General features: G+C 33.1%; 21 protein-coding genes. All 21 read left to right on the top strand.

Annotated features, from left to right (window positions below):
- Nucleotides 1–885: a glycosyltransferase family 2 protein gene (locus tag JNUCC23_RS19345; RefSeq protein WP_454213089.1), complete on the top strand. Its 885-nt coding sequence runs from the start codon at nt 1–3 to the stop codon at nt 883–885.
- Nucleotides 886–960: 75 nt separating this feature from the next.
- Nucleotides 961–2046 (top strand): EpsG family protein, encoded by a 1086-nt coding sequence (locus JNUCC23_RS19340; RefSeq protein WP_454213087.1) that lies wholly within the window; start codon nt 961–963, stop codon nt 2044–2046.
- A 200-nt stretch (nt 2047–2246) separates the two neighbouring features.
- A complete protein-coding gene (locus JNUCC23_RS19335) occupies nt 2247–2594 on the top strand; it encodes a helix-turn-helix domain-containing protein (protein ID WP_454213085.1) in 348 nt (115 codons plus the stop codon).
- A gap of 228 nt (nt 2595–2822) precedes the next feature.
- A complete protein-coding gene (locus tag JNUCC23_RS19330; protein WP_454213083.1) occupies nt 2823–3935 on the top strand; it encodes a glycosyltransferase family 1 protein in 1113 nt (370 codons plus the stop codon).
- Between the two features lie 16 nt (nt 3936–3951).
- Nucleotides 3952–5157, top strand: coding sequence for a glycosyltransferase (locus tag JNUCC23_RS19325; RefSeq protein WP_454213081.1), 1206 nt, complete (start codon nt 3952–3954; stop codon nt 5155–5157).
- 25 nt (nt 5158–5182) lie between these two features.
- The gene (locus JNUCC23_RS19320) at nt 5183–6313 is read left to right on the top strand and encodes a polysaccharide pyruvyl transferase family protein (RefSeq protein WP_454213079.1); all 1131 of its coding nucleotides are present in this window, start codon (nt 5183–5185) and stop codon (nt 6311–6313) included.
- Nucleotides 6310–7494 (top strand): glycosyltransferase, encoded by a 1185-nt coding sequence (locus tag JNUCC23_RS19315; protein WP_454213077.1) that lies wholly within the window; start codon nt 6310–6312, stop codon nt 7492–7494. The genes JNUCC23_RS19320 and JNUCC23_RS19315 overlap by 4 nt, the downstream gene beginning before the upstream one ends.
- 103 nt (nt 7495–7597) lie before the next feature.
- Nucleotides 7598–8797 (top strand): glycosyltransferase, encoded by a 1200-nt coding sequence (locus JNUCC23_RS19310; RefSeq protein WP_454213075.1) that lies wholly within the window; start codon nt 7598–7600, stop codon nt 8795–8797.
- Nucleotides 8798–8883: 86 nt separating this feature from the next.
- Complete coding sequence (locus JNUCC23_RS19305) at nt 8884–10071, top strand: glycosyltransferase (protein ID WP_454213073.1); 1188 nt, start codon at nt 8884–8886, stop codon at nt 10069–10071.
- Nucleotides 10072–10088: 17 nt separating this feature from the next.
- Nucleotides 10089–11063 (top strand): glycosyltransferase, encoded by a 975-nt coding sequence (locus tag JNUCC23_RS19300; protein WP_454213071.1) that lies wholly within the window; start codon nt 10089–10091, stop codon nt 11061–11063.
- Complete coding sequence (locus JNUCC23_RS19295) at nt 11060–11959, top strand: SP_1767 family glycosyltransferase (RefSeq protein WP_454213069.1); 900 nt, start codon at nt 11060–11062, stop codon at nt 11957–11959. The genes JNUCC23_RS19300 and JNUCC23_RS19295 overlap by 4 nt, the downstream gene beginning before the upstream one ends.
- A 68-nt stretch (nt 11960–12027) precedes the next feature.
- Nucleotides 12028–13584, top strand: coding sequence for a lipopolysaccharide biosynthesis protein (locus tag JNUCC23_RS19290; protein ID WP_454213067.1), 1557 nt, complete (start codon nt 12028–12030; stop codon nt 13582–13584).
- A gap of 114 nt (nt 13585–13698) precedes the next feature.
- Nucleotides 13699–14790 carry an acyltransferase family protein gene (locus tag JNUCC23_RS19285; RefSeq protein WP_454213065.1) on the top strand — a complete coding sequence of 364 codons (1092 nt, stop codon included), beginning with the start codon at nt 13699–13701 and terminating at the stop codon, nt 14788–14790.
- A gap of 363 nt (nt 14791–15153) precedes the next feature.
- Entirely contained in the window at nt 15154–16209 is a 1056-nt protein-coding gene (gene galE, locus JNUCC23_RS19280; protein WP_454213063.1) for a UDP-glucose 4-epimerase GalE, read from the top strand.
- A 114-nt stretch (nt 16210–16323) separates the two neighbouring features.
- A complete protein-coding gene (locus JNUCC23_RS19275; protein ID WP_454213061.1) occupies nt 16324–16500 on the top strand; it encodes a hypothetical protein in 177 nt (58 codons plus the stop codon).
- 112 nt (nt 16501–16612) lie between these two features.
- A complete protein-coding gene (locus JNUCC23_RS19270) occupies nt 16613–17227 on the top strand; it encodes a sugar transferase (RefSeq protein WP_454213059.1) in 615 nt (204 codons plus the stop codon).
- Nucleotides 17224–17880: an acetyltransferase gene (locus JNUCC23_RS19265; RefSeq protein WP_454213057.1), complete on the top strand. Its 657-nt coding sequence runs from the start codon at nt 17224–17226 to the stop codon at nt 17878–17880. The genes JNUCC23_RS19270 and JNUCC23_RS19265 overlap by 4 nt, the downstream gene beginning before the upstream one ends.
- Complete coding sequence (locus JNUCC23_RS19260) at nt 17870–19024, top strand: aminotransferase class I/II-fold pyridoxal phosphate-dependent enzyme (RefSeq protein ID WP_454213055.1); 1155 nt, start codon at nt 17870–17872, stop codon at nt 19022–19024. Before JNUCC23_RS19265 ends, JNUCC23_RS19260 begins: the two co-directional genes overlap by 11 nt.
- Before the next feature lie 138 nt (nt 19025–19162).
- Nucleotides 19163–19312 (top strand): helix-turn-helix domain-containing protein, encoded by a 150-nt coding sequence (locus JNUCC23_RS19255; protein WP_454216149.1) that lies wholly within the window; start codon nt 19163–19165, stop codon nt 19310–19312.
- Nucleotides 19313–19324: 12 nt separating this feature from the next.
- Nucleotides 19325–19489, top strand: coding sequence for a hypothetical protein (locus tag JNUCC23_RS19250; protein WP_454213053.1), 165 nt, complete (start codon nt 19325–19327; stop codon nt 19487–19489).
- A 686-nt stretch (nt 19490–20175) separates the two neighbouring features.
- On the top strand, nt 20176–21096 hold the full coding sequence (locus JNUCC23_RS19245) for a fibronectin type III domain-containing protein (protein ID WP_454213052.1): 921 nt from the start codon (nt 20176–20178) through the stop codon (nt 21094–21096).
- The last annotated feature ends 11 nt before the right edge of the window (nt 21097–21107 follow it).

Raw genomic sequence — 21107 nt, 5'->3', positions numbered from 1 at the left:
ATGAAAACTTTAACTGTATTTACCCCAACCTATAATAGAGCCTATTGTCTTGATACTTGTTATCAAAGTCTTATCCGTCAATCGAGTAAGGATTTTGTTTGGCTTATTATAGACGATGGTTCGACCGATAATACGAAAGAATTAGTAAATAGCTGGATGAATGAAAGGAAAATTGAAATCCAATATTATTGGCAAGAAAACAAAGGAATGCACGGTGCCCATAATGCGGCATATGAACAAATTGAAACTGAACTTAATGTTTGTATCGACTCTGACGATTATTTGGCAGATGACGCCGTTCAGAAAATCGTTTCCTTTTGGAGTGAATTTGGGAATGAAAAGGTGAGCGGACTCATTGCGCTTGATGCTACTAGGGATAACCAAATAATCGGTTCGAAGTTACCAGAGGATGTTCAGACTTCCACCTTATTTCATTTATATGACAAATATGGGGCAACGGGAGATAAGAAGCTCGTCTATCGTACAGAGTTAACTAAACAATTTCCCTATCCTATATTCAATCAAGAAAAATATGTTGGCTTGGCATATAAATATTATATGCTGGATAAGCAATATGAAATGCTTTTAATGAATGAGATTGTGTGTTATGTGGAATATCTTCCAGATGGATCATCAATGAATATGTTAAAGCAATACCGGACAAATCCAATGGGATTTTCGTTCTATCGGAAAGAACTGATGAAATTACCTTTTGGAGGATGGATTTTTAAATTCAGGCAAGCGGTTCATTACGTATCCAGTAATTTGCTCTTGAAAAACTCAAGGCTATTTATAGAAACACCACAAAAGCTACTAACCATTTTAGCATTTCCATTCGGCATTTTATTATATTTATTTATTTTAAAAAGAACAAGGACTGCATAGTAAGGGATTTATTGCTTTTGACAGTTCTTGTTCTTTTTAAACAAGACTAAAGTTACTGTTGAAAGGATATCTTACATGACCATACTATGGATTAACCTTGCCATTGTATTTATTTTATCGTATTTCGGAAGATACTTTGCCAGTTCTTCTTCTGTAACGACTGCAGGTTTGTTCTCTTACCCTAAACCGAACAAAATATTAGTCTTTGGTGTTATGCTTTGCTTAGTTATAGTTTCAGGATTACGAACAAATATTGGAGATACCTTTAATTATAAAAATATCTATGTAGAGAATGATTTCACCTGGGACTATATTGTATCGCAAAAGGATATGGGTTTCGGAATTCTTCAGATGATTTTGAAAAAGTACTCTGAAGATCCACAGACATTGATTTTCGTTACAGCACTGATAACAAATGTTTTGATTGTCCTGGTACTGTATAAATATTCAAGACTGTTCGAGTTGAGCACATTTGTGTACATAACGGGTGGTTTGCAATTAGTTTCGATGAATGGAATACGACAGGTACTCGCAGCTGCTATTTTTTTTACGGCAACCAAATATTTATTAAATGGCAACTTTAAAAGATACGCAGTAATTATCCTTTTTGCATCAACCTTCCATCAAAGTGCTTTGATCCTTCTTCCAATTTATTTCTTGGTTAGAATAAAAGCCTGGACAAAAGCTACATTAGTTGTTTTAGCAACTTCGGTACTAATTGTATTAGGATTTGACCAATTTATGTCTTTGTTATTTTCAACAATTGAGGATTCCCAATACAGTGATTACTCAAAATTCAATGAAGGAGGAGCAAGTGTTATAAGAGTTGCGGTAAGTGCAGCACCTCTTTTGATTGCTTACCTGGGTAGGGATAGGTTAAGGGAAATATTCCCCAAAAGTGATTATATCGTGAATATGTCATTGTTAGGTTTAGTCTTTATGATTATTTCAACCCAGCAATGGATATTTGCCAGGTTTTCTATTTACTTTAATTTGTACCAACTTATATTAATTTCTTGGCTAATTGAACTCTTTTTTAAAAAGGATCAACGATTTATCTATTATACTCTTTTAGTTCTTTATTTTATTTTTTACTTTTATGAGAATGTAATAAGCCTGAATATATTATATAAAAGTGATGTATTGGGCAATTTATTTTAATAATTATATAAAACTAAATGAATTAACCGGCAAATTAGCTTTATTTTATTTAATAGAGGTAACTAACAGGCATTTGTCTTCCGTCTGGGTATAGTCTAAGAGTAGAAGAACAATTAAGGGCGATTGATTATGTGAAGAATACAAGTAGACGTCCAGTTTAACTTTATTCTCCAAATAAGTAGTAAACGGGGTAGCAATGGATGATTGGGAAAAATATTTATGAAATACGAAAAAAAAGGGGATTATCATTAACGGAACTTTCTGAACGTTCGAAGATTTCTAAATCATACCTAAGTAATATTGAGCGAAACATCAATACAAACCCATCCATCGATGTTTTAACTAAGCTCGCGAATGTTTTAGGAGTGGATCTTAAAATATTATTAGTGAAAGAATCTAAAACGGAAGCACCACAACAGTCAGACAATGATTGGATTGATTTTATTAATGATTTAAAGCGTTCAGATATCGGTAAAGATCAAATTCAGGAATTTAAAACTTTGATTGAATTCATAAAATGGAAAAGTCAAAATTCAGAAAATAACTAAAGGTTGAAGTAATAAATATTCTTTGTAATGGGTGTGTATATCATTGAATGAAAACCATGAAGTTCCAAAAATGATTCACTATTATTGGTTTGATTGCAGCATGCTTCATTCAGGGGATTATAGGTACCAATTGAAGAGGATCTTTACTATAACTACCCGATATTGTTTGGTTTCCAATATTCAGGTGGTTCTTTCTTAGTTTCCAGAAAGTTTTTGAGGGAGATATAAATGAATAATTCAAAACCAATAAAAGTACTTCATGTTGTTGGAGCCATGAATAGAGCTGGAACAGAAACGATGTTGATGAATATATATAGAAATATCGATAGGAATAAAGTCTATTTTGATTTTATTTCATACAGTAAACAAGATGCTGACTATGATGAAGAAATAAAAAGCTTGGGTGGAAGAGTAATAAAGTTATCAAAAACCCAATCAATAAAAGAAATTCTCAATGTAATAAAAAAGTATGGTCCATATGATGTGGTTCATTCCCACACGTTATTTCACTGTGGTATAGCTGCTATAGCTGCTAAATTAGCCGGTGTAAAAGTGAGAATATCGCATGCACATACAACATTAGATAGAAGCGACAGTCTCATTAGAAAAACTTATATGCAATCTATGAAAACCATTATCAATACTTTTTCAACAAATTTATTAGCATGTAGTAATGAAGCAGGCAGTTATTTATTTGGGCAACAAGGGATGAACAAACCTAAATACTCATACTTTCCTAATTTAATTGATTACTCAAAGTTTTTAAAAGAACCAAGGAATGAAATGAACAAATTTAAAGCTGAAGAAGGATTAGAAAACAGTGTAGTTATAGGTCATATTGGTAGATTTATGGAGGCTAAAAACCATTGGTTTCTATTAGATATCATGAAAAGTATGATAAAAAAAGACAACCGCGTCAAATTGTTATTAGTTGGAGATGGGGTCCTAAGATCTCAGATAGAAGAAGAGGCTAAAAAGGAAGGAATATATGACAATATTAGATTTGTTGGAGTAAGAAATGATATTCATACAATGCTGCATAGTATGGATATATTTGTTTTCCCATCAATTTATGAGGGTCTAGGTCTCGTACTATTAGAAGCTCAAGCTAGCGGCTTACCCTGTATTGTATCTGATGCCATACAGCCTGAAGCAGATTTGAAAATAGGTTTAATTTCAAAGCTTTCGTTAGCTAAGGGGGCTGATGCTTGGGCTGATAAAATAGTAGAATTGGTTGGCACAAAAAAGAAAGATAGTAATAATATCATTGATGGTTTTGAAAGAAATAGTTATTCATTACCAATAGGTATTACAAAACTGACGAATATTTATAAAACGTAAGTATGGAGGAATATATATGAAAAGTATATTAATTTCCTCTTTTGATATGGAAGTTGGAGGAGTGGAAAGAAGTCTTATAAGCATGCTTGAAAATTTTGATTACAAAAGCCATGCTGTTGACCTAATGTTATATAGACATCAAGGTGATTTTTTAAGTTTAATTCCTAATAAAGTGAATTTAGTAAAAGAAGTTCCTCAATATACAACTTTTAGAAAGTCAATTAGTGAAACCTTAAAAGCTAAACAGTATAGTATCGCATTCTCCAGAGTTTTATCTAAAATCAATGCTGACCGCACAGGAAGGGTAAAAAGGATAGCAGAGCCGGGATATTACCAGATGCAATTGATGTGGAAGTATGCTTTGCCGTTTCTTCCGAAAATAGATAAAGAATACGATGTGGCCATCAGTTATTTGTGGCCGCATTATTTTATTGCTGACAAGGTTAAAGCCAAGAAGAAAATAGCATGGATTCACACAGACTATTCTACAGTGGAGACAAATATTAAGATGGACCTTAAAATGTGGAATCAGTTTGATCATATTATAGCTGTATCAGAAGCATGCAAACATTCATTTTTAACAAAATATCGTGAATTAGAAAATAAGGTTGTTGTCATAGAAAATATCAATTCTCCAGAGTTTATTAGAAAAATGGCTGATGAAGAAGTAGATAATCCTATGATTCATGACAATCGATTCAAGGTTGTAACAGTAGCGAGGTTATCTCATGCGAAAGGAATCGATCATGCTGTCAAGGCTTTAAAAGAATTAAAAGGTAAAGGTTATGATGATATCGCCTGGTATGTAGTAGGGTATGGCGGAGATGAAGCTATAATCAAAGACTTGATCAAAGCATCGAAACTAGAAGATAGCTTTATATTGTTAGGAAAAAAGACTAATCCATATCCATATATAAAAGAAGCGGATCTATACGTACAACCTTCCAGATACGAGGGAAAGGCCGTTACGGTGGGAGAAGCTCAAATACTTGCAAAGCCTGTTATGATTACGAATTATACAACTGCAAAAAGCCAGGTGAAGGATGGATTTGACGGATATATTACCGGATTGTCTGTTGAAGGAATAGCAGACGGGATTGAAAAATTGTATGAGGACCCTGCTATTAGAAATGAGTTAATTAAGAATTGCAGGAAAACAAATTATGGTAATAATTACGAATTAAGTAAATTGTATAGTTTAATAGATTCAATGAATATCTAGAAGTTAGGATAAAGGAAGTGACAATATGAAGATATGTACTATTACATGCCATGACGTATATAATCATGGTGCTTCCTTGCAAGCATATGGTTTAATGAAATACTTAATGAACTGTGGTCACGAGGTTGAAATAATAGATTACAAACCAGATTATTTAAATAATCACTACAATCTATTAAGCATTGATAATCCTACGTGGGAAAAAAATAATCTAACAAAGTTAGTGTATTTAATATTAAAGGTTCCAGTTAGAATACCTGGATTAAAGAGAAAAAGAGCTTTTGATAATTTCACTACCAAGTACTTGAAAGTAACTGAAACACGATTTTCTTCTAATGATGAGCTAAAGAAGAATATCCCTAATGCAGATGCATATATATGTGGCAGTGATCAAATTTGGAATACTTTGCATAGGAATGGAAAAGATCCTGCATTCTATTTGGACTTTGTACCCGATGAAAAAATAAAGGTATCCTACGCAGCAAGTTTTGCTACTGATACAATTTCAGATGAGTACACACATATGGTAAAAAAGAGAATAGAAAGATTAGATGCTATAGGTGTAAGAGAAAAAAGTGGCGTTGAAATTTTAAAAAAATTGGATATAAATAAGGCGGTTAATGTTGTTGATCCAGTTTTCTTATTGGATAAAGAAGACTGGAACAAAATTGGAATAAAAGAATTTAAAGAGAAGTACATATTAGTATATGATTTTGATAATAGTAATCTAATAAAAAAGTTAGCTACCGAAGTTGCTAAAGAAAAAGGATATAAAATATATACTGTAAATCCCGGTAAAATTAGATATGCTGATAGATATTTTAGCTTTAATGGACCAGATACTTTTGTATCTCTTGTTAGAAATGCCCAATTTATTATATCTAATTCTTTCCATGCGGCTGTCTTTTCGGTAATTTACGAAAAAGACTTTATTATAGTTAATAGAACTGAAGCTATTAACACAAGAATGAGAGATTTATTGGACGATTTAAAGATTGGCGAAAGATTAATAAGTGAAAACTATAAATTAAATCAGATATTGGAAAAGGTTGACTATAAAGAGAGTAAAGACATACTAAAGAAAAAGATTATACTTTCTAAGAAGTATTTGAGCGATGTATTATCTAAAGATCATGAGGTGAGGAATATACTATGAAAAAAATATTATTTGTCATAGATTCCTTGAATAGTGGAGGAGCTGAAAAGAGTTTAGTGTCGTTACTGACATTATTGGATTATCAAAAATATGATGTGGATCTGTTAATGTTCTCACCCGTCGGACTATATTTACCACTATTACCTAAGAAAGTTAATATATTAGATGTTCCTGATTTTATTAAGGTGCAACATAACTCTTTAAAATATTTGATAAAGAACAAAAACTTTAAAGAGTTATATATAAGGCTGAGGGCATCTTTATCTCTTAGAAATCCAAATAATAAAAAAAATATGCATAGTGCCCAAATAAGCTGGAGATGGATTTCTCAGGGTGCAGATAAATTAAATAAGAAATACGATGTAGCTATAGCTTATAGTCAAGGCACACCAACTTACTTTGTTGCAGAGAAAGTGGAAGCTGCTAAAAAGGTATGCTGGGTAAACACTGATTATAAAATAGCACCGTATAATAAAAGCTTCGATACAAAGTACTATAAACAATATAAGGAAGTAATAGCTGTATCTGATCATAATAAATCAGTCTTTATAAATGAAATGCCTAGTGCAAAAGAGAAAACTAGCGTAATTTATGATATAGTCTCGCCAAAATTAGTTAAATCTATGGCATTAAATGATGGTGGATTTGATGATAATTTTGATGGATTAAGGATACTAACAATTGGAAGGTTAGTTGATGTAAAAGGATATGATATGGCAATCGAGGCTTGTTATAAGTTAAAAATGCAAGGATATAAGTTCAAATGGTATGTTATTGGTGAAGGAAGTTTGAAAAGTAAGTTAGAAAATATGATTAAAGAACTTCAACTCCAGGATACGTTTATATTATTAGGAATATATCAAAATCCTTATGTATTTTTAAAACAGTGCGACATATATGTACAACCATCAAGATTTGAAGGCTATGGATTAGCTCTAGCTGAGGCTAGAATATTACAAAAACCTATAGTAGCAACAAATTTTACAGTAGTTCATAACCAAATTACGAATAGGGAAAATGGTCTAATAGTTAGCATGAATTCAGAAGCGGTATATGAAGGGGTCAAAGAAATCATAGAAAACAACAACTTGAAGGAACATTTTTGTAAAAACTTAAGTAATGAGAATGTAGGAACTGAAGAAGAAATTAAAAAAGTATACTTAATGATAGAGAGTGTGTAAAGTAGATTAAATTCATAGGTTAATTTTAAGGAATTAGAAAGAAATAAAAATACAAATATATTGAGAGTTATAAGCTCTTTGGCTGTACTAGCTGGGAGGTATCATGAAAAAGAAAATCATTTTTATGATTATTAACATGAATGTTGGTGGAACTGAAAAAGCATTACTTAACATGATTTCAGAGATGCCAAAAGATAAGTATGATATCACCATTTTAATGTTAGAAGAGTATGGTAGTTTTTTAAATTCCATCCCCAGTGGAGTTCATGTTAAATACTTAAAAGGTTATCAGGATATAAAAAATATACTGAACAGACCACCACATATTTCTTCTTTGGATCTTCTCAAAAAAGGTAAAATAGTAAAGGCTTTTCAGATAACATACTCTCATTTACTATCAAAGGCTATGAAAGACAGAAGTATCTTTTTTAAATATATTTTAAATGGTCATCCAGTGGTTGAAAAAAAATATGATATTGCGGTAGCTTATGCTGGCCCTATGGACTTTATAAGCTTTTTTATTGCAAATAAAATAACAGCTAAAAAAAAGGTTCAATGGATACATTTTGACATTACGAAAATAGGGTTTAATCAACATTTCGCATCTAAAATATATAGTCAATTTGATAAGATTTTTGTTGTATCTAAAGAGGGAAAAGAGAAGGTAATTGGTAAACTACCACAATTAAAAGATAAAATTGACAATTTTTTTAATATTATGTCACCTGAACTTGTAAGGAAAATGGCAGATGAAGAGGTCGGATTTGAAGATAATTTTAGTGGAGTTAGGATTCTTACTGTCGGACGATTGAGTAAAGAAAAAGGTCAGGATTTAACTATTCCGGTATTAGCTAAACTTAAAGAAGATGGTTATAACGTTAGATGGTATTGTATTGGTGATGGAAGTGCAAGGGAAGGATATGAAAAGCTTATAAAAGAGTATAATGTCGAAAATGACTATATACTATTAGGCGCTACCCCTAACCCCTATCCATTTATGAAACAGTGTAATATATATGTTCAATCATCTCGTCATGAAGGATATTGCATAACACTTGCGGAAGCAAGATGTTTTGATAATCCGATTATTAGTACTAATTTCACAGGAGCAAGTGAGCAAATAGCTCATGATCAAACAGGTTTAATCGTAAATTTTGATGAACAACAAATGTATAATGCTATCAGACAATTATTGGATGATAAAAACTCGGTAAATAAGTTTAGAGAAAATCTGAAAAGTGAAATTGTAGATACTACAAATGAGATGGGAAAATTGTATGAAATTGCAGATAGTATTAGTTAATGTCTCAAGTACCGTACCGTGGCTACTTGGGGCATTTTCTATGTTAAAGGAAAGTGGAGTTAATGTACTGATAGGAGGGAGTAATAATGAAGAAAATATTATTTATGGTTAGCAGTATGAATATAGGTGGCGTAGAAAAATCACTGCTTTCCCTGCTATCAGTTATTCCAAAAGAAAACTATGACATTACTGTTTTAGTATTAGAAAAAAAGGGTGGCTTTTTAGAGTACATTCCAGACTGGGTAAAAGTTGAAGAGGCTACCTGGTTTAAAGAAGTTAAACCTATAATCATGCAGCCACCACAACAAACCATTAATGATTATTACAAAAACAAGCAGTATACAAAAATACTTTCTTTTTTATCTGCCTATTTCATATCTAAAAAATTCCACAATAGACACTTTTATTACAAGCAGGTTTTTAAAAGTGTTCCTAACAATACGGATACGTATGATATTGCAATAGCTTACCAAGGACCAACGGAGACGATTGATTACTATATAGCCAATAAAGTAAAGGCAACGAAGAAAATATCGTGGGTCCATTTTGATGTTTCAAGACATTTAATTAATGAAAGATTATATAACAAAATATACAACAAGTTCAATAAGATATTTGTTGTTTCAAAAGAGGCTAGAAAACGTTTGATAGAAAAGATACCGACAGTTGAAACTAAGGCAGATGTTTTTCTAAACATTGTACCAAAGGATTTAATTAAAAAAATGTCAAATGAAGCTGTAGAGTTCGATGATGGCTATAATGGCACAAAGATTGTAACAGTTGGGAGGCTTTCACAGGAAAAAGGGCAAGATATTGCAATTCAAGTTTTATCGAAGTTACGTAAAGATGGGTACGATGTTAGATGGTATTGCATTGGTGACGGCAATCATAGAAAAGAATATGAAATATTAATAGACAAGTATGATTTAAAAGATCACTTTATTTTATTGGGAGCAAAATCAAATCCTTACCCATATATAGCCAAAGCAGATATTTATGTTCAAACATCAAGGCATGAGGGTTATTGTCTTACTCTAGCAGAGGCAAAATGCTTGCACAAACCTATTGTAACAACAAACTTTATAGGGGCATATGAGCAGATTAAAGATGGATATAATGGCTTAATTGTTGAATGTGATGAGGAAAAATTATATAAACAAGTCAAATCTCTAATTGATAATCCTAAACAACAGAATAAGTTCATGCAAAATTTACAAAAAACTGAAGGGGATACTTTGAAGGAAGTAGACAAATTAATCGACTATATTAAATAGGAAGGAATGAGAAAATCATGAATCCTAAAATAAGCATTATTGTTCCAGTATATAAAGTTGAACCATATATACACAAATGTATTGATTCGATATTAGAACAAACATTTACAGACTTTGAACTTATATTGGTAAACGATGGATCACCTGATAATTGTGGGAACATTTGTGATGAGTATGCTGAACAGGATAGTAGAGTGAGAGTAGTACATAAAGAAAATGGCGGGCAAGCAACAGCAAGAAATATGGCACTAGATATTGCGACAGGGAATTACATAGGTTTTGTTGATAGTGATGATTGGATTGAACCCGATATGTATGAATTACTTTACAATATGTGCATTAATAATGACTGTGATATAGCCAGTTGTACAAGCAAAATTTATTTTAATAATAAAACTGTTATCAATGGCACTCATCCGTTAACTATCCATGATAGAAACCAAGCAATGAAAACAATGCTTGAGGGTGAACTATATGATGAAGTGGTATGGACAAAATTATTTAAAAGAAGTCTACTGAAGGATATTAGATTTCCAATTGGTGTAATGTATGAAGATACGGCATTTACCTACAAAGTTATACATAGGAGCGAAAAAGTTTGTTGTATAGGGGAACCGAAATATAATTATATAAAGCGTGATAGTAGCACCATGGATAGGGCTATAAAGAATATAAGTATTGATGCTGTATTAATATATGATGAAATGTATAAATTTATAAATGAGCACTATCGAGAATTAAGTAGTTTAGTAGCTCTAAAACTAGCTAATAGTTCAATGGTTGTTCTAAACCTAATATCATCTAGTGGGAAATTTAAAGAATATAAAGAAAAGTATTATGCGGTTATAGATATATTAAATAAATATTTTAATAAAACAATAAGGTTGGAAGATTACCCGAAAACTGTGAAAATATTGTTGACTGCTGCTAAAATTCATCCATTACTCTATAAACTGATAATTAATAATTCATTAAAGAGGAGCCATGTATGAAAAAAATGTTACTAAAAGTCTACTATGCAACTCTTAAAATTAAAGATGCTATCACAATTCCATATAACAGAATAATAACATTTATATTGCCTCCCCCAGTAGTAAAAACAACTGATGAGACTCTGGATAAGATTGTTAGTAATAAATATTCAGTAAGTCGGTACGGCGATGGTGAATTTGCATTAATGTATGGAGAAAGTTTGATGTTCCAGTCGCATTCTGAAGAACTAAGGTTGAGATTAAACGAAATTGTTAAGAGTAAACAGCAAAGACATATGGTGTGTATTCCAAATGTTTTTGAAAGTGTGAATTGGTGTACTGAGAAATCAGAGAATTATTGGACAAAATATCTAAATTTGAATCGTAGTAGGATTTACAAAATGATAGATATGAAAAAAGAGTATTATGATACGCAAGTTACGCGGCTGTATATAGATCTTAAGGATAAGAGTAAGGCAGAAGAGCGTTTTAAGAAGTTTAGAAAAATATGGAATAAAAGAGATGTTGTTATTGTAGAAGGAGCGCAAAGTAGATTGGGTGTCGGTAATGATCTATTTAACGATGTTAGTTCTATTGAAAGAATAATTTGCCCGCCAATAGACGCGTTTTCAAAATATAATGAAATTTTGAATGCAGTAAAAAAGCAGGATAAATCAAAATTAATACTAATTGCCCTTGGTCCAACTGCTACAGTATTAGCATATGACTTATCAATTTTGGGATATCAAGCAATAGATATTGGGCATATTGATATAGAATATGAATGGTTTTTACAAAAGGCAACAGAGAAGCAGCCAGTGAAAAATAAGTATATTGGTGAAGTTGATAATGGAACATGTGTTGAGGAAATTATAGATGAAAAATATGAAAGTGAGATTGTTTCTAAGATAGTATAGTAAGTATACTTTAATATTTATTAACCTACTTGCGGTGCGACAAAGGCCGAGGTGTAAAGAGGATAATTATGAGAACAACAAATTCAATAAAAAATATATCTATAAGTATAATTTCTCAATTGGTTATTGTTGTATTGGGCTTTATATCCAGAAAGGTTTTTTTGGATAGCTTAGGGGTTGATTATTTAGGAATCAATGGTCTACTTACTAATGTTTTGTCTATGATGGCATTGGTTGAGGGTGGAATAGGTCTAAGTATAGTTTACAACTTATATAAACCGTTGGCAGAAGATGACAGAGAAAAAGTAATAGCATTAGTTCAATTGTACAAAAAAGTATATGGATTATTAGCTATAATTATTTTTCTTATAAGTATTTGTTTGTATCCCTTTTTAGGGAATTTAATGAAAGATGGACATTCTATATCAAACATTACTATAATATATTTCTTATTCGTAGCGAAGAATATGATCTCGTATTTAAATGCTCATAGGTGGTCCTTGATAAATGCAGACCAAAAAGGCTATGTATTAGTCAGAATGGATGTTATATTCCAAGTGTTTACTACAATAGCTAAGATAATAGTTCTTGTTTTAACGGAAAACTACATACTTTACTTGGCTATCGAACTTTTAATATTTATCCTTCAAAATATAATTAACGGTAGAATTGTAAATAATAGATATCGATATATTAAAACAAAAGAAAAATTCATTATAGATATAAGTACAAAAAATAACATAATCCAAAATGTAAAAGCATTATTTTTTCATAATATAGGTGGTTTTCTTGTATTTGGAACAGATAATATACTTATAGCGTCCTTTGTAAGTGTTGCAACTGTAGGACTTTATTCTAACTATACAATGATAATGGGGCAACTATCGGCTTTAGTAAGATCTGTATTAGGTGGAATAGGGGCCAGTGTAGGGAATTTAATTGCTACCGAAAGCAATGATAAAAACTATTCGATTTTTAAAATTGTTTATCTAGTGAATTTCTGGATAATTTCATTATGTGTAATATTTTTATATAACTTATTAGAGCCTTTTATTAGTTGGTGGCTTGGGAAAGAATTCCTCTTAGCAAAGACAGTGTTTATTGTCATATTAATAAATTTCTATTTGACAGGGATGCGTACAGCAATAGCCACTTTTAAAGATAAAGCGGGATTATTTGTCCAAGATCAGTATGTTCCATTGATTGAAGGGGGTATAAATCTAATTTCTTCATTAGTTTTGGTGAGGTATTTTGGTTTGGCAGGAATATTTATCGGAACAGCAATAAGTACAATTACTACTATATTTTGGACTCAGCCATGCATAGTTTATAAGAATGTGTTTAAAAAACCTGTTCAGTCATATTTTGTAAAGTATGGCTTTTTTGTTGTTTTAACACTTGTAACCTGTTTTGCAACAACATATATATGTAATGCAGTTGTAATAGGAAATGGCTTTATATCTTTGGTAGTTAGAGGGATCATTTGCTTGATTATTCCTAATATCATATACATTGTGATTTTTTATAAAAATGAAGAATTCCAATATATTAAGAATATTTTAAGCGGCGTATTGACAAGATTAAAAGTAAAAAGTACCCTTAGAGACAAATCAAAAGGAGCATGAAAAGAAAAACTAAAACTAAGGTGACCCTTTATAAATCTAATTAACTCTAATCATAGTATTATTTGATGAAGGTAGGCTTTATTAAGAACCATAGAGGGAAAGGAGGGCAAGTGTTTGGAGATTTCGAAAAATGATACGAGGATTCTAAAAGGAGTAGCTATTTTATTTATGCTGCTTCTTCATCTATTTTGTCGAAAAGAGATTAATGGGTTATATGAAACCTTTCCAACTATTAATGGAGTACCTTTGATCTACTACATAGGATTATTCGGGGATGCATGTGTTCCAATATATTGCTTCGCAAGCGGCTATGGCTTGTTTATGACTCATAATGTGGAACAGAAGTCCAACGTGATGAAGAATTTTATGCGTATCTTCAAGTTGCTGATTAATTTTTGGATAGTGCTTCTGATATTTGTTACTGTTGGGTTTCTTGTAGGTAAGACTGAAGCGTTTCCAGGTGGCTTAGGAGAATTTTTTCTTAACTTCTTTGTATTATCAAACTCATATAATGGTGCATGGTGGTTCTTACAGACATATATCATTCTTGTGCTTTTGGCGCCTTTACTTGTCAAATTAGTAAGGAAATATAATTCTATTATGCTGCTGTTTCTTTCCGGTGTAATCTATTTGGTGAGTTATGTTCAGCGCATAAAACATGTCTTTGACTTTGGTGATAACACGGCTCTAAATATGTTTATAAACGCTTGTGTGTTAGTTGGTACATCTTTACTGCCATTCATTGTGGGTTCCATTTTTGCAAAGGAAAAGATTTATTCAAAGCTATACAATAAATTTCACAGTCTTTTCTATAAGAATACATTCTGCTTGATTGGTATTTTAATGTTGGTAATTATTCATTCCCTTTATGAGTCCATGATTATTGCCCCTTTTACGGCCATTGCCTTTATATGTTTCTTTAATCTTATAGATAAAAGTAGGTTCATACAGAAGGTATTCACTTTTTTTGGTGATCATTCGACGAACATATGGTTGACCCATATGTTTTTTTATATGTCGATTTTTCCGAAACTGACTTTTTTGCCTAAATATCCAATTTTAATCTTTGCCTGGTTGCTCATACTTTGTCTTATTTCATCATATGTCATCAATTCTATATGTAAACCTATCATACGGTTAGTTGATAGAAAGTCTTCTGTAGTTGGTGAAAATTATCAAAGTATAGTTGGTCAAAAGACTAGTTAAATCCCAACAATTGATCTGATGATTTCTTAGTAGAAGATATCCATGAAAAGGTTTTCTACTACTTTGTGCTACGACCTCGTTAGATTACCATTTGTAGTATATGCACAAACAGATGAAGTAAAGAAGCAATGAGGTTAATAAAATAGAAGGGGAAGTTAGTAGATGAGAAACAGAGAATAGAAAAAACCTAAGCTAAAAAGGTAAGAAACAAGCTTTCGTAACCTTTTTATAGAAAAAGATGATAATAAATGCTAGTAAACCGTGCATCCCAATGAACAAATTGAGGTGTCTTTTTATTGCCCAAAAAGTAATGACCTTAGCAAACGATTAAAAAGATCAATAATAACCGGGAGGGAAGAATAGATGAAAATTCTAGTAACAGGCGGAGCAGGATATATCGGCACTCATACATGCGTGGAGTTATTAAATGCCGGATACGAAATCGTAGTGGTAGATAATTTTTCAAACAGCAAGCCAGAAGCGTTAAATCGTGTTCGGGAGATTACGGGAAAAGATTTCATCTTTTACGAAGCTGACTTGCTTGACACGGAGGCATTGAACACGATCTTTTCTGAAAACGAAATTGTGGCCGTGATACATTTTGCAGGACTGAAGGCAGTTGGCGAGTCTGTTAATCTGCCGCTCCGGTATTATGACAATAATATGACCGGCACAATTCGATTGTGTGAAGTGATGAAAGAACATGGGGTTAAAAAGCTTGTATTCAGTTCTTCGGCGACTGTATACGGAATGCCGACACGAGTACCTATAAATGAAGAGTTTGCACTAGGAGCAACGAATCCATATGGACGCACAAAGCAGATGATTGAAGAAATCTTACGTGATCTGCATGTGTCTGACCATGATTGGAGCGTTGCTCTTTTACGTTATTTTAATCCGATTGGGGCACATAAGAGCGGACGCATTGGTGAAGATCCGAATGGTATTCCAAACAATTTACTGCCTTATATTTCGCAAGTTGCTGTTGGAAAGCTGGATGAGCTTAATGTATTTGGAGATGACTATTCAACTTTGGATGGTACTGGGGTCAGAGACTATATACATGTCGTTGACCTTGCCACCGGTCACTTGAAATCTCTTGAAAAGATACTTGTGTCTACAGGTGTAGGAGCATACAACCTTGGTACGGGAAATGGATATAGTGTATTGCAGATTGCCCATGCATTTGAAAAAGCATCGGGCAGGAATATCCCATATAAGATTACGGCTCGCCGTCCCGGTGATATAGGGATATGCTACGCAGATCCAACTAAGGCCAGTTTAGAACTAGGATGGACTGCTGAAAGAGGAATCGAAGAGATGTGTGAAGATTCATGGAGATGGCAATTTAATAATCCAAATGGGTACATGGAAGAAGATCGTATACTAATTGGAATGGGTGGTAAAGTAAAATCTTGAATTTTTCTAAACTAAATTACTGTTACGATGAAAAAATAATAAGAATAGAATAAGTGACTTTTATTTTTGATTTAATTTTCTTAATTTTTTTGATTATGGAGGGAAGTAGGGCTGATGAATATTTCCGAAAAACTGACTCAACAGCAATTTCAAGACATCTTAATAAATATTTACAAAAAAGGTCAAGAATCAGAAAGGCTAGAAGCTACTGAATTAATAAACGATATTAAACAACAAATGATGTTTGTTATGAATAGATCAAAGCAAACGGACATAGAGAAAAAGATATAGTAGTTAGCCTTAAACAAAATGGTTCCTTCGTTATTTAGGGGCAATCATGTTAGAGATATATCTTAAGATCAAGGAAGAATTCTCTTAATCTCGATGAGGAGTATGGGTACAAATGAAACGACTTTTTGATTTGTTGATTTCTTTATCATTATTCATCATTTTGTTTTCAATAATCATGTCTGTAGCTATTTTGGTCCGGTTGAAATTAGGTTCTCCTATTCTTTTCAAACAGCAAAGACCTGGATTGTACGGCAAACCTTTTTATGTATATAAGTTCCGTACGATGACAGATGCAAGGGATAGCAATGGTCAGTTATTGCCTGATCATATTCGCTTGACTTCATTTGGGAAATTTCTTAGAAAATATAGTTTGGATGAATTGCCGCAACTTGTGAATGTGATGAAAGGTAATATCAGTTTAGTAGGGCCGAGGCCTTTATTAATGGAGTACTTGCCGTTATATACAGAAGAACAAGCGAAACGGCATGATGTAAGACCTGGCATTACAGGATGGGCTCAAGTGAATGGCAGAAACGCGATTACATGGGAAGAAAAATTTAAGCTAGATGTATGGTATGTAGAGAATCAATCAATCTTGCTTGATATGAAAATACTGTTATTAACAGCCATCAAAGTTTTTAAATCGGAAGGAATCAACCAAGACGGACATGTAACGATGGATAAATTTAAAGGAACAAAATCATTTGTGAAAAGAGGGAACGGATGAACATTGCGATTATTGGTAAAGGCGGGCATAGCAAGGTCATTGAAGATATTATTTTTTCAAACATTGAATATGAAATTGTCGCCTATTTAGATGATCAATATGAAGATGTCAAAGTAGTCAATGGCATGTATTATGGACCAATTATCGGAGCCCAAAAGATGATTGTTTTTTTTGATGAATTAACGTTCGTTATAGCGATCGGGAATAATCAAGTTAGAAAATCAATTGCTGACCAGTTGGGCCTTGCAGATCATTGTTTTGCCACATTGATACACAGTCAAGCGGTGGTTAGCTCGAGTGCCACAATTGGGAGAGGTACGGTAGTAATGGCATCTGCTGTTATTAATGCTGATGCCAAAATAGGTAATCATACGATTATCAACACGAATGCAGTTGTAGAACATGAAAATACAATTCACGATTTTGTACATATTTCTCCGAGTGTCACACTGACAGGTACTGTGACGGTAGAAGAAGGGGCGCATATAGGAGCAGGAGCTGTTGTGATTCCCAATGTTCAAATTGGAGAATGGTCTGTTATTGGAGCTGGGGCAACCGTTATTCATGATATTCCAGCGAATTGTACGGCAGTGGGTGTTCCAGCTAGAACTGTACGAAAAAATGCTATTGGGGGTGTATTAAATGAATCATAAAAAAAGAATCTATTTATCCTCCCCTCATATGAGTGGAAATGAACAAAATTATATAAAAGATGCCTTTGATACAAACTGGATTGCACCACTTGGACCACATGTCGATGCGTTTGAAAAAGAGCTGGCATCATATGTTGGGATGAATGATGCGGCGGCAGTCAGTTCAGGGACCGCCGCTATTCATTTGGCGTTAAGACTACTGGATGTAAGAGCAGGAGACAAAGTCTTTTGCTCAAGTCTTACCTTTGTTGCAAGCGCCAATCCAATTATTTATCAAGGGGCAGAACCGGTCTTTATTGATTCGGAGCCAGAAACATGGAATATGTCTCCACAAGCATTGGAACGTGCATTATCAGATGCTTTAAGAGATGGAAAACTGCCAAAAGCAGTGATTGTCGTTAATTTATATGGTCAAAGTGCAAAAATGGATGAAATTCTATCTTTATGTAATGAATATCATGTCCCTATTATCGAAGATGCAGCGGAGTCGCTTGGCTCAACGTACAAAGGCAAAGCGAGCGGGACATTTGGCAAGTTTGGTGTTTATTCGTTTAATGGTAATAAAATTATTACTACCTCAGGCGGAGGTATGCTTGTTTCTAATGATGTTGAATCTATAAAGAAAGCACGCTTTCTGGCAACACAAGCTCGCGATTTTGCACCTCACTACCAACATAGCGAAAGCGGGTATAACTATCGCATGAGTAATATTTTAGCTGGTGTTGGAAGGGCGCAACTTGAAGTATTGAATGAAAGGGTAGAAGCAAGAAGGGCTATATTCGAAAGATATCAACAAGAATTAGCCTATATTCCTGGGATTAGCTTTATGCCACAATTGGAAAATACCCGCTCGAATCGTTGGTTGACAACGTTAAGGATCGATGAAAAAGAAGCGGGGATTTCAGTAGAATCATTGTTACAATCTCTGGGTGAAGAAAATATTGAAGCCCGTCATGTCTGGAAACCACTTCATATGCAACCGCTTTTTGAGAGGGATTCTTACTATGTCCATAGTAAAAGTGAAAATGTATCGGAACAATTATTTAAAACGGGTATTTGCCTTCCATCAGGATCCAATATGCCAGATGAAGATATATCGAGAGTCATCAGTTGCGTGAAAAGTTACTTAAGAGTGCAGGTTTAAATTAGTTACTTTGAAGATTAACAATTGGATTGCTAATCTTCAAGTTACATATAGGTTCCAACTGAACGAAAGTGAAAGTAGTGTGGTTTTAAACATTTAGTGATAAATAAGGTATAAATAAATGATTGGTGACAACACATTCTAAGAATTCGAAAGCAAAGAGGTCTTACATTATCTGAGCTCGCAGAGAAGGCCTTTATCTCTAAATTGTATTTAAGCAATATTGAGCGAAGCCTAAATAAAAATCCATCTATTCAAGTGTTGGAAAAAATTGCGGGTTTTTTGTAGGTGGATATCAAAGTGCTATTTAAAACTGAGGGAGAATTAGAGGATGAGGAGTCACCTGTAGATGAAGAATGGCTTGATTTTATCCATAGGTTAAAAGAAACCGGGATTGATAAGGAGAATGTTCAAGATTATAAAATAATCATTGAATTTATCAAATGGCAGCAGATGAATAAGTGAAATTGAACGAAGAAAAAGGATTTCTTCGAAGGGTCTTTCGGCCGAGTAGATGAAAAATACGTTAGAAAAAGTCCTGTTCCTTTTTTGATTAAAGGGAACAGGTTGCTTTGAGTTGTTCTATAATCACTGGCTTTCGAAAATAGTGTAAAGTTCCTGTGACTGATAAAGGTCTATTGTATCCAATAGGTTTTTTAGTGTCGTTAAGTCATGTAATTCTTGAATGTCTACTAGAGGAACACAGTTTCTCAAAAAGCCGGTAACCTAGAATTCCCGAAATCCATATAGCATCCAAAACATCCATCTTTCTATTAGGTGAGGTTTCAATTAGTTGGGATTAGCTAATGCAATACAAAAAAAGTTCAATGATGTAAATGTAGTTCCACAAAAAAACGGTTCTCCATAGAGATATGAGTGACTTCATATTTAAAAATCCTCTTACAAACAAGCCATAATCGTTTCCACATGAACATTTAATACGAGGCAAATCCTGGATGCCATTTCTCTCCTGAAGGAAATATCATAAACAATGGGTAAATTTATTATTAGGTATTGCTACACCGAGTGTTAAAAAAAACAAAATATAGATAAATTTTCTGAAAATAGGCAAAGTTAGTGATTAATTGCTCGATCAATATTTCTGTTATTACATATCATAAAAGTAGACTAGGAAAGAGGTGAGAATAATAGTGGTTAATCTTGGGGATTTAGGCGACGTAGATTTAATTACAAAACTTCCTTCACATAATAATTTATTAACGTACGATGGTGCTAAATCGAAGTGGACATCAAAAAGTTCTATTATTACCTTTGAGGATTGGGTTATCGGTGGCGAAGAATTAGTAATAATTATAGATGAGCATCCGCCGGAGGACATTACTAATTTATTTGTTTCAAAATTGGATAGGACGAGCTTAACGCTAAACTGGACAGCAAGTCAATCAGAGGATGTTAAAGATTATTCAATATACTTTGGGACAACACTTTTGGGGGTGGTAATGGGGACCACATTTGAAGTGACTGGATTAGATCCTTCAACATCATACACATTTATTGTAAAATCTCGGGACGATACTGGAAATAAATCAATTGGTAGAAGTATTGAAGCTAAAACATTGGGAACCTTTGCTATATCAATGAATGGGACAAGTGATTTTATTAAATTAAAATCACTCACATTTGATTCAATTGAATTAACATGTAGCATTGATCCGGCACCAGGAAAGTGGAACTACTATTTAGACGCTAGAAATGGTGCTTCAAATGGCTATCTTGCACGAAATTCAGCAGGCAATGATTGGTTTGGTGCTTGGAGCGCCATATATATAAATGGAACTTTGAAAACTAATAATACACCAAATATCACTTCAAATAGCAAAACTACAATTAGAGCACTATTGCAGTCGCCTGTTACTGATGACATTAATATATTTTCTAATAGTTCCGGAAAAGAACATTTGAAAGGAATCATCTATGATATAAAGTTATATAACGGTATAAATTTAATCGCCCATTATGACCTTACTCAACAGTTTTCGGGAACAGTTATTCCAGATCTTAGTGGGAATGGGAAAACCGCTACGTTATATGGTGGTACATGGATTAGCTGAATTCAATATAA

It is taken from the genome of Peribacillus sp. JNUCC 23, assembly GCF_053653995.1.
This window is presented reverse-complemented; position numbering and strand designations above follow the sequence as displayed.

Coding starts and splice junctions, on each gene's coding strand:
- JNUCC23_RS19335 (WP_454213085.1), top strand. CDS start 2,247: ATGATTGGGAAAAATATTTATGAAATACGAAAAAAAAGGGGATTATCA.
- JNUCC23_RS19300 (WP_454213071.1), top strand. CDS start 10,089: ATGAATCCTAAAATAAGCATTATTGTTCCAGTATATAAAGTTGAACCA.
- JNUCC23_RS19275 (WP_454213061.1), top strand. CDS start 16,324: ATGAATATTTCCGAAAAACTGACTCAACAGCAATTTCAAGACATCTTA.
- JNUCC23_RS19320 (WP_454213079.1), top strand. CDS start 5,183: ATGAAGATATGTACTATTACATGCCATGACGTATATAATCATGGTGCT.
- JNUCC23_RS19290 (WP_454213067.1), top strand. CDS start 12,028: ATGAGAACAACAAATTCAATAAAAAATATATCTATAAGTATAATTTCT.
- JNUCC23_RS19305 (WP_454213073.1), top strand. CDS start 8,884: ATGAAGAAAATATTATTTATGGTTAGCAGTATGAATATAGGTGGCGTA.
- JNUCC23_RS19315 (WP_454213077.1), top strand. CDS start 6,310: ATGAAAAAAATATTATTTGTCATAGATTCCTTGAATAGTGGAGGAGCT.
- JNUCC23_RS19325 (WP_454213081.1), top strand. CDS start 3,952: ATGAAAAGTATATTAATTTCCTCTTTTGATATGGAAGTTGGAGGAGTG.
- JNUCC23_RS19295 (WP_454213069.1), top strand. CDS start 11,060: ATGAAAAAAATGTTACTAAAAGTCTACTATGCAACTCTTAAAATTAAA.
- JNUCC23_RS19310 (WP_454213075.1), top strand. CDS start 7,598: ATGAAAAAGAAAATCATTTTTATGATTATTAACATGAATGTTGGTGGA.
- JNUCC23_RS19265 (WP_454213057.1), top strand. CDS start 17,224: ATGAACATTGCGATTATTGGTAAAGGCGGGCATAGCAAGGTCATTGAA.
- JNUCC23_RS19345 (WP_454213089.1), top strand. CDS start 1: ATGAAAACTTTAACTGTATTTACCCCAACCTATAATAGAGCCTATTGT.
- JNUCC23_RS19260 (WP_454213055.1), top strand. CDS start 17,870: ATGAATCATAAAAAAAGAATCTATTTATCCTCCCCTCATATGAGTGGA.
- JNUCC23_RS19340 (WP_454213087.1), top strand. CDS start 961: ATGACCATACTATGGATTAACCTTGCCATTGTATTTATTTTATCGTAT.
- JNUCC23_RS19270 (WP_454213059.1), top strand. CDS start 16,613: ATGAAACGACTTTTTGATTTGTTGATTTCTTTATCATTATTCATCATT.
- galE (WP_454213063.1), top strand. CDS start 15,154: ATGAAAATTCTAGTAACAGGCGGAGCAGGATATATCGGCACTCATACA.
- JNUCC23_RS19330 (WP_454213083.1), top strand. CDS start 2,823: ATGAATAATTCAAAACCAATAAAAGTACTTCATGTTGTTGGAGCCATG.